Source organism: Acinetobacter modestus, assembly GCF_014636095.1.
Taxonomy (GTDB): Bacteria; Pseudomonadota; Gammaproteobacteria; order Pseudomonadales; family Moraxellaceae; genus Acinetobacter; species Acinetobacter modestus.
The window spans coordinates 184,271-197,576 of record NZ_BMDV01000002.1 but is presented as its reverse complement, the minus strand read 5'-3'; the positions used below and the strand labels follow the sequence as shown (position 1 = coordinate 197,576).

Sequence of the window (13,306 nt, the reverse complement as noted above, 5' to 3'; positions counted from 1 at the left end):
CACCTAAAATGGCTATATAAAAACACGTACAAAAGATCTGTAACCGATCATTTCTGATAAATCTTAATCCAATTTACATTTTGCAAAAACTTGGCAATAAAGTAAGAATGTCTGTTCAATAAATTGCAACTACAAATAAAAAAAACAGTCGGTTATTAAACATTCAACTTTGCAACATCATGTATCTTTTATGATCTAATTTTACTCAAAAAAGAATACCGCAATTACCATTTAAACATTGGTAATGGACTCCATGGCTTATGCAAAAAGCGTTTAAATCCAAGAAAAATTAAACTCTTATGAAAACTGCAATTCGGATATTGTTGCGTTAAATATTTAAAAGTTTGAAAGGGAATATTTGAACGTAATAATCCTAATGAAAAATCGGCATAATCAGCCTTTCTAAAATGTTCAACCAAGGGATATTCATCACATTCGGTAGCTGTTAGCTTGTGATGCTCCGTAATCATTAAAGTCAGTTCATTTTGCCAATCAGATAATTGATTGATTTCAAGATATTGCCTCATCTGCTGCACAGAGGGTTGAATGTAATCAATCGTTTTTGCTGTCCAAATACCAATATCATGAAAAGCAGCAGCAATCGCAATTTTATCACGGGTTTGTTGGCAATCATCTTGAGCTAGGATTAAACAGCAAAAAGCCACACGCTTACAATGATTCAAATAACCTTGATAGTCTGCACCTATTATTGTTTGATATTGAAATAAAATCTTCTCAATATAATTCGCACACTGAATAGATACTTCATTATCCAACGATAAAGCTGTTTCTTGTCGTTCACTCATTTTTTTGTGCTCGCGGATGGGCTTGATCATAGACTTTTGCTAATTGATCAAAATCAACATGGGTATAAATTTGGGTCGTTGATAAATTACTGTGTCCTAACATCTCCTGAACTGAGCGTAAATCACCGCTTGCTGAAAGCATATGGCTGGCAAAACAATGGCGTAATAAATGCGGATGTACATCGACATTAACACCTGCTCTTTGTGCTTGCAATTTAACGCGATTTTCAATTTGTCGAGGTTGTAATGTATTTCCTCGTTGTGAGATGAAAACTGCTGATTCGGCAGTAAAATTTCCTTGCCAAATTCGGTAAACTTTAAGCCATTCAATCAAACCTTGTTTTGCCTTGCTTCCAAATGGCACAACTCTCGTTTTATTGCCTTTACCCGTTATACGCAACAATTGTCGATTAAAATCAATATCCTTAATCTTTAATCCTTGTAATTCGGCTAAGCGCAATCCACTGGAATAAAGAAGTTCAAGCATCGCTTTATCACGTAGCCATAATTGTTGTTCGATCGGCTTCTCTGGCGCTGCCTGATCTAGAATCTGATTCACTGTTTCAATATCAATCATCCCTGGCAAAGGACGCGGCTGGCGCTTTAACCGAAAGTCTTCAGATGGATTTTGTTGTAGATACTGACCTTGCTCAGCCCATTTCATAAACTGACGAATTGATGTTAAATGGCGTTGCAGACTACTCGAACTCAGTTGATCTTGCTCAACTCTTGCAGCCAAATATTCCCTTAAATCAGATGCTTCGACATCTTCTAATCGTAGCTTTTTATATTCACAAAACTTTAAAAAATCGGTTAAATCACGTTGATATGCTGCAATCGTATGTTCCGATTGATTTTGAATGATGCGTTCTTTTAACCACATGGAAAGAAGTTTTGTAGGAGTTTCCAAATTTCTCTCCATCTTGGAATATCGACCAACTTGTATTTTAACAAATTTTCTTCTGATTTATCTTTAAACAAATCTCGAAGTATATATAGCTGTGTAATACAATATATTTCAAGTTTTTTGTAGCGCCATCACCATGTCAATGTTGCTTATCCCCTATCTCATTGCAATCTCCATTCTTACGATTACTCCTGGTCTGGATACAACACTCATCATCCGTACCGCAACACTTGAAGGTAAAACGAAAGCATTTCAAGCAGCTTTAGGAATTAATCTAGGTTGTATTGTGTGGGGAGTGATCGTGGCCTGTGGCTTAGGTGCATTGTTGATGACTTCGGATCTTGCTTTTAATGCTTTGAAATGGATAGGGGCAATTTACCTAACATGGTTAGGACTCAATCTCCTTTTAAAACCTCGTAGCCAACTTGCGAGTTTAAATAATTCAGCAGTGACAACGCAAAATTGGTTTATGAAAGGTTTTTGGGGAAATTTACTCAACCCCAAAGTCGGTATTTTCTATATTTCCTTTTTGCCACAGTTTATTCCACAGTCTGCATCTCCAGTAATTTGGACCATGAGTCTTGTGATGATACATGTAGTAATCGGATTGATTTGGTCAATTTTTCTAATTGCTGCGATGCAGTCCATTTCCGCTTATTTAAAGCAACCTAAATTTATTCGATACATGGATCGCATCACAGGAAGTATTTTTATCTTGTTTGCACTAAAACTAGCTTTAAGTAAAAGATAGTACGTAAAAAGCGTGCTGTAACACAGCACGCTCAATATCAGTTTCAATCATGGTCTAAATCATTTTTAAATAGGCATTTATTTGTATCGCCACTTCATCTGCATCCTGCTTTGCCAGTCCATGATCACCACCCTCGACAATATAAAGTTTTGATTTTTTAAATATCTGATTTAAATACTGCCCAACTTCGATTGGGCTAACTGAATCTTGATCGCCCCAAATGAGTAGTGTTTCTACCTCTATCGTAGATAAAAATTCCTCATAATCGACCTTTGTCGTTACAAACCAATCAGGGGATGCCAAATATTCTTGTCGATAAAGCTGACGCCAATCTTGTACCTGAAATCGATCTAAATTGATTCCACCTGAAGTTGCAATCAATACGAGACCTTTAACCAAATCAGTTTTCTGTAAGGCCGCAGCAATCGCAAAAATTCCGCCCATGGATTGAGCGATGAGAATAGAAGGTTTCTCAATCTGTGCAACGACATAATTGCTCAGATCATCAAAATTGTTAATCTCTGGATCTGCGGTCACACCATGAAAGCCTGGATAATGAATTATTTGTTTGGTGTAGGCTTCTGGAAGTTTGGCAACCAAAGGATTCCAAAATTGAGTATTTCCAGACGCGCCTGCAAGAAAAACTAAATTCATTTCATAAGCCTTCTATCAATTGTATGAGTAAAGGCTCAACTATTTCTTTAGCTCTCAGCTGCTCTATCCATACATGAGGAATATTATCATATCCAAAAGCAAGTCCTGCTAATCCACCTGCCACACATGCTGTTGTGTCAGTGTCCCGCCCAAAAGAAATCGCTTTTTTAATCACTGCTTGATAATCTGGCTCTTGTAGCGCTAAATAAGCTGATTTTAAGCAATCTACAACATAACCACTTCCCATTCCTCGTTCTAAATCATCAGGACGGATAAAAAATTCTAATTGTTCCAAGTCATCAGGTCGTTTTTCACAATATTGTCGTAGGATAGTTACAGCATGTGACCATGCGGCATTAATCACCATTCCTTTTAAAATATATCTCGCCCATAAACAATACAAGGCACAACATACTTTCGAGCGTAAATGCGCATGCGTAATATGTGATTGTAAATATGCAGCTAAAATTAATGCTTCGTCTGAGCCTTGATGCCACAATGCTAAAGGTAAAACTCTCATCAAAGCACCGTTACCATTGGCATGTTCATCATCATTTGCGACTTGCATGACTGGCGTACCTTGTAAATATTTTCGAATAGCGGTTGCTGTCTGCACACCTACATCAAATATTTGATAATCGGGGGTCATATAACCAAACTGATACCAATTCGCAATACGATTCATTAAATCAACAGCATCTAACTTTTGACAATGAAGTAAAGATGTCAATAAACACAAAGCTTGAGCACCATCGTCTGACCATGTGCCAATTGGAACATCAGGATAAGTTCGACTAAAATCTTTAGGCGGAATCATATCAATATCGATAATATGAGGTAGTTGCTCAGGTAAGTGAAATTCGTAAGGCACACCAACTGCATCACCAATCAATAAACCATAAATTGCACCACGAAGCTTATTTTGCATTTTTCTCTCATTTTCTTATTGTAAAAATAAAGGGTAAAAAGCCCAACTTGAGACTTTTTACCCTAAGATCAATCTAATTTACCCTTGAAAATAACGTAAATCCAATCGTGCATCGTAGACATGCGTGGTTGGACCTGTCATCCACACCACATCACCTTCACGCCAAGCGATATGCAACTTACCACCTGCAAGCTGAACTTCAACTTCATTGGCAAGTAAACCACGGCGCATACCACTGACCGCTGCTGCACAAGCCCCTGTACCACAGGCTAACGTCTCGCCAACACCACGTTCAAACACACGTAAACGAATATGCTTTTCATCAATGATCTGCATAAATCCAGCATTCACCCGTGAAGGGAAACGTGTATGTGATTCTACTTGTGGGCCAATACGCTCAACATCAGCAGTTAATACATCAGGTACAATAGTCACAGCATGAGGATTACCCATGTTCACAACATCAATATTGATACTTTGATTGTCTACAAGTTCTAGTGCGTATAAGCCTTCAATATCTTCATGTTCTTGGGTAAGAAATGGAATTTCTTCTGGAAGAAATTTTGGTGGTCCCATATTGACACGAACCCACCCATTGGCACCCAACTCAGGCTCAACAATACCCGCTTTAGTTTGTACACGAATTTTAGTTTTGGTCGTCAGTTGACGTTCATGTACAAAGCGAGCGAAACAACGTACACCATTACCACACTGCTCGACTTCAGAACCATCAGCATTAAAAATTCGATATTTAAAATCAACATCAGGAAAATCAGGCGGTTCAACAATCAGAAGTTGATCAAAACCCACACCAAAATGACGATCGGCTAAACGTTGAATGGTTAAAGTATCTAAATAAGCTCGTTGCGTGATCAGGTCAACGACCATAAAATCATTGCCCAAACCATGCATTTTGGTAAATTCTAAATACATCTCAATTTACTCCTCAGGCAATAAACGTTCTTTTTCCCAAAGTGATTCTATGGTTTCACGTTCACGAATTAAATAAGCTTGATCACCACTGACCATAACTTCGGCAGCACGACCACGCGTGTTGTAGTTCGAGCTCATTACAAAACCGTAGGCACCTGCACCTAATACAGCAAGGACATCATTTTCTTGAAGTGCTAAATCACGCTCTTTACCCAAGAAATCACCTGTTTCACAGATTGCACCAACCAAATCCCAAGTTTTAACTTCAACATCAGGATTTGGATTGACTGACTGAATATCCATCCACGCTTCATATAAAGCTGGGCGAATTAAGTCATTCATCGCTGCATCAATGATGGCAAAGTTACGATGATTAGTCGGCTTGAGTAAATCCACCTTGGTGAGTAATGCACCTGCATTGGCAGAAATACTACGCCCTGGTTCCATATACACTTTGAGACCAAGCTTTTCTAAAGCTGGTCGCATTGAATTAGCATACTCTTCAACACTTGGCGGAGTTTCATCTTTATAACAAACGCCTAGACCGCCACCAATATCAATATGTTTGAGGTTGATACCCAAGCGTTTCAACTGCTCAATCATGACAATGACACGATCCAAAGCATCAACGAAAGGTTTGGTTTCTGTCAATTGTGAACCGATGTGGCAGTCAATACCGACAATCTCAAGATTTGGTAATGAAGCCGCATATTGATAAGTCTCATTGACCGTATCACTTGGAATACCAAACTTGTTTTCTTTCAGACCTGTTGAGATATAGGGATGAGTTTTCGCATCCACATCTGGGTTTACACGTAATGAAATCGGCGCTTTCTTGTCTAATTTCGCTGCTACTTTTTGAATCCGATCAAGTTCAGCATGAGATTCAACATTGAAACATGCAATACCTACGGTCAAAGCTTTTTCAATATCAGCTTCGGATTTACCTAAACCAGAAAATACAATTTTTGAAGGTTCACCGCCTGCTGCGAGAACACGTGCTAGTTCCCCACCCGTCACAATATCAAAACCTGCACCAAGTTTTGCTAATACATTCAGAACAGCTATATTCGAGTTTGACTTCACTGCAAAACAGATTTGATGATCAATAAAATCAAAAGCACGATGCATATCTAAATAATGCTTCTCAAATGTAGATTTTGAGTAAACATATAAAGGCGTGCCAAATTGCTGTGCGAGCTGATCTAATGAAGATTGCTCAGCATGCAATACTCCATTAATGCGAGTGAAACTCATGAAGATGTCCTTATTTACAAACTTAAGGTGAGGTTGTCTGTGATACTGTTGAAGAGGTTGCTGCTTGGTTTTCAGCTTTCACATCATCAGATGACGTTTTAGCCTGAGAGGTTTCATTTTTATAAAGCAGGTATTTTGCACGTTTGTCATGATTGATATCAGAAGGTAATTGCAATGCCCCTGACTGACCACATGCAGTAAGTACCACACTACTGAATAATAAACCGATCGAACAAATGACTTGACGCATCTGAGCACCTAACTTTTACAATTCGGAGCAGTATAACGTGATCATCAGATTGGCTAAAGTCTAAACTTGAAGGAATAAAACAATATCCATAAAAAAACGCCGACTTAGATGCCGACGTTCCTGTTCATTACTTCTTTAACGGCTTACTTCTTTTTATTTAAGAAATAACCAATTGCCAAAATAACAAACCAGATTGGGCTGACTTTAAGTGACTCTAAAGTGGTTTCGTCCAAAGCAAGGAAATAAATCGTTGCAAGGAAGAAAATAATCACTACCCAACAAGTAAACACGCCACCAGGAAGTTTAAAAGTTGATTGTGCATGTAACTCAGGACGGTTTTTGCGGTAGTTAATGTAACTCCACATAATCACAATCCAGACACAGATAAACAAGATAGTCGATAGAGTGGTCGCTAAGGTAAACGCAGTAACTTCATCATTGGTTCCTGTCTTCACTTTATAAACGAATTGAACGAAAGCACCGATAAAAATACAGATCGAAGAAAAGATTAATGCTTTTGCAGGAACTGCCGATTTAGAAAGTTTTCCAAATAATTTTGGTGCTTGTTTATCCGTTGATAAACCAAATAGCATACGACTGGTCGAAAATACACCACTATTCATTGATGACATCACTGAAGATAACACCACCAAATTCATAATAATCGCCGCAGAAGCAATACCTGCTTGTGAGAAGATGTTTACGAATGGACTGACTTTAGGGTTAATTTGATCCCAAGGTGTTACACACATCACCACAAACAATGCCAATACATAGAAAATAATGATACGAATTGGAATTGAGTTAATCGCTTTCGGTAAGTTACGTTTTGGATCTTGTGTTTCAGCGGCAGTTGTACCGACCAGCTCTACACCGACAAAGGCGAAAATTGCAATTTGGAAGCCTGCGAGGAAGCCATCTAACCCTTTAGGGAACATACCACCATGTGTCCACAAGTTGCTAATACTCGCCGTTGTACCCGCAGCATTAGTGAACCCCGTAAAGATCATCCATAAACCAACCGCAATTAAGACAATAATTGCTGTGATTTTAACCATTGCAAACCAGAATTCCATTTCACCGAATAATTTTACAGTGACAAGGTTCAACCCAAGTACAAATAGAATCGCAACAGTACTAATCAACAATCCGCCTAATGGAGTAAATGACTCTCCCCCATTGAAAAATTCAAGATAGTAAATAATGGCTGATAGATCTGCGATACCAATCGTGACCCAACATAGCCAATACGTCCATCCAACAAAATAACCCGCCCAAGGACCGATTAAATCAGTGGATAAATCAATAAAAGATTTATACTTTAAATTCGATAAGAGTAATTCACCTAAAGCACGCATCACGAAAAACACCATGATACCGATCAAGCCATAAATGAATAAAATAGATGGTCCAGCTAAACTAATCGTTTTACCCGAACCCATGAACAATCCCGTTCCGATTGCTCCACCAATCGCAATCAACTGTAAATGTCGATTGGAAAGGCTACGGTGTAGCTCACCGTTTTCATTTGGTGAACCAAGAAAATCATTTGACATTGTTATATTCAACTCTCGAGTTTTATGTCACAAAATTAGCCTAAAAATCTAACAATAGAAAAAGTTTTTTCGGCTTTTCATCACTTTTTTAAAATTTCAGAACTTTTTAGTTGCATTTTTAATCATCTTTTCCTCTTTTATAAACCTCGATGTACAATTCCTTGTAATTAGCAGTTTACGTGCCAAAATCGAGTTTGGCGACTGTTATAGATAAAATTTGTATTTCAGATTTCCATAAACCAAATTTTTTAAAAAATTAATTGATCTATCACGTATCTTTTACGAGTAAATATGAGCAAAGTTAAAACAGTTTATCGTTGTGAACAATGCGGTGCAGACCATCCTAAATGGGCTGGTCAATGTTCAGAATGTGGCGAATGGAATAGCTTAACGGAAGTACGATTAGAGCCTAGTATTTCACACCGCGCGCGACCTAAAGTAGGTGGCTATGCAGGGCAAGTAGCCAATATTACAACGCTGAATCAAATCTCTGTCTCAAATGAAACTCGACTACAAACTGGCATCAGTGAATTTGATCGTGTACTGGGTGGTGGCCTAGTTACAGGTTCTGTTGTATTGATTGGAGGTGATCCAGGTATCGGTAAATCAACAATTTTATTGCAAACCGCCACGCATATGGCTAGTAAGAAAAGTTCAGCTCTTTATGTCACAGGCGAAGAATCACTTTCACAAGTTGCCTTACGTGCTCAACGTTTGGATCTGCCCACAGATCAACTCAGAGTTATGGCTGAAACTTGCGTGGAACGTATTTGTGAGGTTCTCGCACAAGAGCGTCCTGCTGTGGCCATTCTTGACTCAATTCAAACACTTTATACTGAAACATTACAATCGGCTCCAGGTGGAGTTTCACAAATCCGTGAGTCTGCTGCTTTACTTACTCGTTTTGCTAAAAATAGTGGTACAGCCTTATTTATTGTCGGTCACGTGACCAAAGAAGGTTCGCTTGCAGGTCCACGTGTCTTAGAGCATATGGTGGATTGTGTACTTTACTTTGAGGGGCAATCTGACTCACGTTATCGCATGATACGTGCTGTAAAGAACCGTTTTGGTGCAGTGAATGAACTGGGTGTCTTTGCCATGACCGACAAAGGACTTCGAGAAGTTGCCAATCCATCAGCAATTTTTCTCAGTCGTTATGATGAAGCGATTCCTGGTTCAATTGTAATGATCAGCCGTGAAGGAACGCGCCCTCTCCTCGTCGAAGTACAAGCTTTAGTCGATGATGCACACGGGCAACCACGTCGAGTAGCACTTGGCTTAGAGCAAAACCGTTTGAATATGTTACTTGCAGTGATGCATCGTCATGGTGGTGTGCAAACATCAGGACAAGATGTTTATGTCAATGTAGTGGGTGGTTTAAAGATTACTGAAACCGGCTCTGATCTTGCGGTTTTATTGGCTTGTGCATCAAGTTTAAGAGGTAAAGCTCTGCCACAACAATTGGCAGTTTTTGGTGAGGTTGGACTGTCTGGTGAGATTCGTCCTGTACCGAATGGTCAAGAAAGATTAAAAGAAGCGACCAAGCATGGCTTTAAATATGTCATTTTACCAAGAGCTAATGCACCGCAAAAATCTATCGATGGCGTTCAAATCATTGCCGTTGCACGCTTACATGAGGCTCTCACCGAAGCAATGCAATTGAGTGACGAGTTGACATAAAAAAACATATTTTTATAGTTGAAATTACAGATAAATACCTGCATAAATACATTTACAAATAGGATTTAAATAGGAATTTTCGATGCAAGTACACCAGCGTGGCTTGATGGCAGCTCTTTTAATGGCAACATTGGTTGCTGCACCACTTGCAGAAGCAAAACGTGCAGGTGGTGGAAAAAGCCACGGTATGAGCAGATCTAGTTCATCTAGTCAGTCATACCAACAATCTAACCCATCTTATCAGCAACCACGTCAAGTTACGCCTGCTCCACAACAAACTGCACCTCAAAAATCAGGTCCCGGTGTTGGTTCAATGGTTGCAGCTGGTGTAGCTGGTGCGGCGGTAGGTGCAGTTGCAGCTAATGCCTTAGCTGATGATAAACCACATAACCCAACTGCCACTGATCAGCAAACAGCGAATGCTCAAGCTGCACAACAAGCCCAAGAGCAAGAGAAAAAAGATGGAATCCCAACTTGGATCTGGTTATTACTGATCGCAGGCGGTGCTTTCTTTATTTTCCGTAAGTTCAGCGGTAAACAAAAAGTAGCTGCAAACAATCCTTATGCGCCAAATAATAACGGTCAAAATAATTTTGGTCGCCAAAATACAGCGCCTGCAACTGACAATACCAATATTTTTGGTCAATCTGTCGGTGGCGGTACGGCTGCTCCTCAAGCACCATTTGGCGGAGCATCAATGAGTAGTGGCAATCAATTACCTGATGGTACTGAACCTGCTGCGTTCTTACGTGTAGCTCGTCAGCGTTTTAATCATATTCAATCAGTGAATAGTGCTAGTAATATTGAAGAAATTCGTCGTTATTTAACACCTGAACTTTATTCATCTATGTACAGTGACATTATGGCCAACCAAGACCAAGATGTTGCAGAATTTAGTAATCTAAACGCAATGGTTGCAGATAGTGCGACTGAAAATGGTCAATACGTTGTTAGCGTCCGTTTTACAGGAACAGTAAGCGAAGATTTAAACAGCTTGCCACAACCTTTCACCGAAATTTGGCATTTTGTTAAGCCTGCTGGCTCACAACAAGATTGGGTTGTTGCCGGTATTCAACAAGCTTAATTGAATTAAACCTCACGTAATACATCCAAAGAGCTGTTTCGACAGCTCTTTTTTTGTCGATGTTCAGAGATAGAAATAAAAAAAGCCACTCTCTATTTTGGAGAATGGCGGAGTGTAAACCCTAATTTCGATTGCCTATATTTTTTAATAGATTTAAACAGGCAGTTAAGTAAACTCTATATCTCAGTTATCTTAGCGGATAATCAAGAATAAAAATATTCCTCGTTTGGGGAATAAAACTATTTTTGTAATAGGTTCACATAGATCTTCTTAGCTTATTCAGGCATTCAGGCATTCAGGCATTCAGGCATTCAGGCATTCAGGCATTCAGGCATTCAGGCATTCAGGCATTCAGGCATTCAGGCATTCAGGCATTCAGGCATTCAAATTAGAACAGATCTATTTGAGTTAGAACCTAATATTCTTGGTTTGTGTCCGTATCTATCGCTATCTTATGAGCCATAAAAAAAGCTTTGCCGAGGCAAAGCTTTTTAAAATGATTTGGCTTTAAAGCAAATCAAATCATGATACAAACTGTAAGAATAACCAGTATAAACCACCAGATAAACAAATCGTCGCTGGTAAAGTAAAGATCCATGCAGAAAGTATTGTCTTCACTGTTGCGAAGTTCAAACCTGATCTATTCGCAACCATGGTACCTGCAACAGCACTGTTTAAAACATGTGTAGTCGATACAGGCATACCCAAACCATCAGCAGCAGCAATGGTACTCATTGCAACAAGTTCAGCAGACATCCCTTGACCATAAGTCATATGGTTCTTACCAATACGCTCGCCGACAGTCACAACAATGCGCTTCCAACCCACCATGGTACCCAAACCGAGTGCAAGTGCGACCGCAACTTTAACCCAATTTGGAATGTATTGTAGGAATGAATCAAGATTACTACGATACTCTTTAACGGTTTTAGCTTGGTCTTTATCCATCTTCGGTAAAGCTTCTGCTTTGTCTAAACGTTTAAAAGTTGTGGTACTTAAATACATATCATTACGGATTTCGCTTACAGCGGCCTCAGGAACAGCTTTAAGATCACCATAATTTGCAACGCGTGTTCCTAAATGTTCCGTCATACTTGCAAGCGCTGGAACAACTTCAGGTGTTTGCTCTTTGGTTTGAATATATTTAGTGAGTACAGCACGCGCTTTCTCATCAGATAATTCATTTTGATTTACATTCAATACAGCAGCTGTTTGACTTGAAAGCTTTTCAAATGATTGAAGATGATTTGCATCTAAGCTTTTGTTTAGTGAATATGCTAATGGCACTAAACCGATCAAGATCAACATGATTAAACCCATGCCCTTTTGACCATCGTTAGAACCATGCGCAAAGCTCACGCCCGTACATGTAAAAATCAAAATTGCACGGATAAGAGGTGGAGGTGGCTTATTACCTTCTGGTGGTTGAAAAAGTTCTAATTGGCGTTTAAAAATTGTTTTTACCAACAAGAATACAATTGCTGCGAAAGCAAAACCGATTAAAGGTGAGAATAATAACGCCTTACCCACTTTAATGACTTGATCCATATCAATGCCGCTGGTTGCACCAGTTGAAGCATTTAAGAAATGGTTCATGATCCCCACACCTAAAATCGAGCCGATTAAAGTATGTGAACTTGATGCTGGGATCCCAAGGAACCAAGTCCCTAAGTTCCAAAGAATGGCTGCGATTAACAAAGCAAATACCATTGCAAAACCAGCTCCACTGCCGACATTCATAATCAGTTCAACAGGAAGTAAAGCAATAATACCGTAAGCAACAGCACCACTCGCTACCATAACCCCAAGGAAGTTACAGAAACCAGCCCACATCACTGCAACAGGTGCAGGTAATGCATTGGTATAAATCACGGTGGCAACCGCATTAGCTGTATCGTGGAAGCCATTAACAAATTCAAAGCCTAAAGCAATGAAAAGTGCCGTAGATAGAAGAATAACTGAATATAAACTCAAAGGTGGTACATGCGCTAAGTCAGCACTCACCTGAAAACCAATATAAATAAGTGTTGCAATAATAATTGTTAAAAACACCGGCATAAAAAATTTCGGTGTAGGAACATGTACATTCGTCGATTTTGCCGTAGAACTGGCAAGCGGTGAATCCGAAACAGGAGGAAGATTAGAATTCATGTAGACGGTAAGAGGATAATAAAATCCTCTGTATTGTTTAATTAAATTATGACAATTATATGACAAAGGACTGTCATATGAAGCCAAATTTTCATATTTTTCTTACATTTTTTTATGTTTTTTTTGATTTAAACCAAGATTATTTTTATTATTGTATAATAAAAACAATATCTTAATTAAAAATAAATTCAATCAAATCTGTTTGTCTGATTTTGCAACAAACACAACAAAATATGAAACTTATTTGTCATATTTCGAAATATACGTTGTCTTTTTAGGCATTATTTACCGAAATTATTGCAATTTCATGAAGCTTTTATGACATTTTCAAACTGACTGGATGAATCAC

At 38.8% G+C, this 13,306-nt stretch carries 12 protein-coding genes; 3 read left to right on the top strand and 9 right to left on the bottom strand.

Annotation, left to right across the window (positions count from 1 at the left end; genetic code table 11):
- Positions 1-224: 224 nt before the first annotated feature.
- Positions 225-806, bottom strand: a complete 582-nt coding sequence (locus IEV17_RS04980) for an HDOD domain-containing protein (RefSeq protein ID WP_004661089.1) — start codon at positions 804-806, stop codon at positions 225-227.
- On the bottom strand, positions 799-1,689 hold the full coding sequence (gene xerA, locus IEV17_RS04975; RefSeq protein ID WP_161794027.1) for a site-specific tyrosine recombinase/integron integrase: 891 nt from the start codon (positions 1,687-1,689) through the stop codon (positions 799-801). The genes IEV17_RS04980 and xerA overlap by 8 nt, the downstream gene beginning before the upstream one ends.
- 160 nt (positions 1,690-1,849) lie before the next feature.
- Between xerA and IEV17_RS04970 the strand changes: the two genes are divergently transcribed.
- Complete coding sequence (locus IEV17_RS04970) at positions 1,850-2,464, top strand: LysE family translocator (protein ID WP_004661085.1); 615 nt, start codon at positions 1,850-1,852, stop codon at positions 2,462-2,464.
- A 54-nt stretch (positions 2,465-2,518) separates the two neighbouring features.
- On the opposite strand, the gene IEV17_RS04965 is transcribed toward IEV17_RS04970, so the two are convergent.
- From IEV17_RS04965 to IEV17_RS04940, 6 genes are all read right to left on the bottom strand, one after another.
- Positions 2,519-3,118, bottom strand: coding sequence for an alpha/beta fold hydrolase (locus tag IEV17_RS04965; protein WP_004661083.1), 600 nt, complete (start codon positions 3,116-3,118; stop codon positions 2,519-2,521).
- Between the two features lies 1 nt (position 3,119).
- Positions 3,120-4,046 carry an ADP-ribosylglycohydrolase family protein gene (locus IEV17_RS04960; RefSeq protein WP_004661081.1) on the bottom strand — a complete coding sequence of 309 codons (927 nt, stop codon included), beginning with the start codon at positions 4,044-4,046 and terminating at the stop codon, positions 3,120-3,122.
- A 78-nt stretch (positions 4,047-4,124) separates the two neighbouring features.
- Entirely contained in the window at positions 4,125-4,979 is an 855-nt protein-coding gene (gene dapF, locus IEV17_RS04955) for a diaminopimelate epimerase (protein ID WP_004661080.1), read from the bottom strand.
- A 6-nt stretch (positions 4,980-4,985) separates the two neighbouring features.
- Positions 4,986-6,236 (bottom strand): diaminopimelate decarboxylase, encoded by a 1,251-nt coding sequence (gene lysA / locus IEV17_RS04950; RefSeq protein ID WP_004661078.1) that lies wholly within the window; start codon positions 6,234-6,236, stop codon positions 4,986-4,988.
- 22 nt (positions 6,237-6,258) lie between these two features.
- The gene (lptM, locus tag IEV17_RS04945; protein WP_004661075.1) at positions 6,259-6,486 is read right to left on the bottom strand and encodes an LPS translocon maturation chaperone LptM; all 228 of its coding nucleotides are present in this window, start codon (positions 6,484-6,486) and stop codon (positions 6,259-6,261) included.
- 143 nt (positions 6,487-6,629) lie between these two features.
- On the bottom strand, positions 6,630-8,042 hold the full coding sequence (locus IEV17_RS04940) for an amino acid permease (protein ID WP_004661074.1): 1,413 nt from the start codon (positions 8,040-8,042) through the stop codon (positions 6,630-6,632).
- Between the two features lie 291 nt (positions 8,043-8,333).
- Between IEV17_RS04940 and radA the strand changes: the two genes are divergently transcribed.
- Entirely contained in the window at positions 8,334-9,722 is a 1,389-nt protein-coding gene (radA, locus tag IEV17_RS04935) for a DNA repair protein RadA (RefSeq protein ID WP_004661073.1), read from the top strand.
- 82 nt (positions 9,723-9,804) lie between these two features.
- Complete coding sequence (locus IEV17_RS04930; protein ID WP_004661072.1) at positions 9,805-10,806, top strand: Tim44 domain-containing protein; 1,002 nt, start codon at positions 9,805-9,807, stop codon at positions 10,804-10,806.
- A gap of 522 nt (positions 10,807-11,328) precedes the next feature.
- Here the strand turns inward: IEV17_RS04930 and IEV17_RS04925 are convergent.
- Complete coding sequence (locus tag IEV17_RS04925) at positions 11,329-12,957, bottom strand: inorganic phosphate transporter (RefSeq protein WP_004661071.1); 1,629 nt, start codon at positions 12,955-12,957, stop codon at positions 11,329-11,331.
- Positions 12,958-13,306: the final 349 nt, after the last annotated feature.

Excerpts from the sequence above, each read along its gene's own strand:
- lptM (WP_004661075.1), bottom strand. The coding sequence starts at position 6,486 with ATGCGTCAAGTCATTTGTTCGATCGGTTTATTATTCAGTAGTGTGGTA.
- IEV17_RS04960 (WP_004661081.1), bottom strand. The coding sequence starts at position 4,046 with ATGCAAAATAAGCTTCGTGGTGCAATTTATGGTTTATTGATTGGTGAT.
- IEV17_RS04970 (WP_004661085.1), top strand. The coding sequence starts at position 1,850 with ATGTCAATGTTGCTTATCCCCTATCTCATTGCAATCTCCATTCTTACG.
- IEV17_RS04965 (WP_004661083.1), bottom strand. The coding sequence starts at position 3,118 with ATGAATTTAGTTTTTCTTGCAGGCGCGTCTGGAAATACTCAATTTTGG.
- IEV17_RS04925 (WP_004661071.1), bottom strand. The coding sequence starts at position 12,957 with ATGAATTCTAATCTTCCTCCTGTTTCGGATTCACCGCTTGCCAGTTCT.
- IEV17_RS04980 (WP_004661089.1), bottom strand. The coding sequence starts at position 806 with ATGAGTGAACGACAAGAAACAGCTTTATCGTTGGATAATGAAGTATCT.
- xerA (WP_161794027.1), bottom strand. The coding sequence starts at position 1,689 with ATGTGGTTAAAAGAACGCATCATTCAAAATCAATCGGAACATACGATT.
- dapF (WP_004661080.1), bottom strand. The coding sequence starts at position 4,979 with ATGTATTTAGAATTTACCAAAATGCATGGTTTGGGCAATGATTTTATG.
- lysA (WP_004661078.1), bottom strand. The coding sequence starts at position 6,236 with ATGAGTTTCACTCGCATTAATGGAGTATTGCATGCTGAGCAATCTTCA.
- IEV17_RS04930 (WP_004661072.1), top strand. The coding sequence starts at position 9,805 with ATGCAAGTACACCAGCGTGGCTTGATGGCAGCTCTTTTAATGGCAACA.
- IEV17_RS04940 (WP_004661074.1), bottom strand. The coding sequence starts at position 8,042 with ATGTCAAATGATTTTCTTGGTTCACCAAATGAAAACGGTGAGCTACAC.
- radA (WP_004661073.1), top strand. The coding sequence starts at position 8,334 with ATGAGCAAAGTTAAAACAGTTTATCGTTGTGAACAATGCGGTGCAGAC.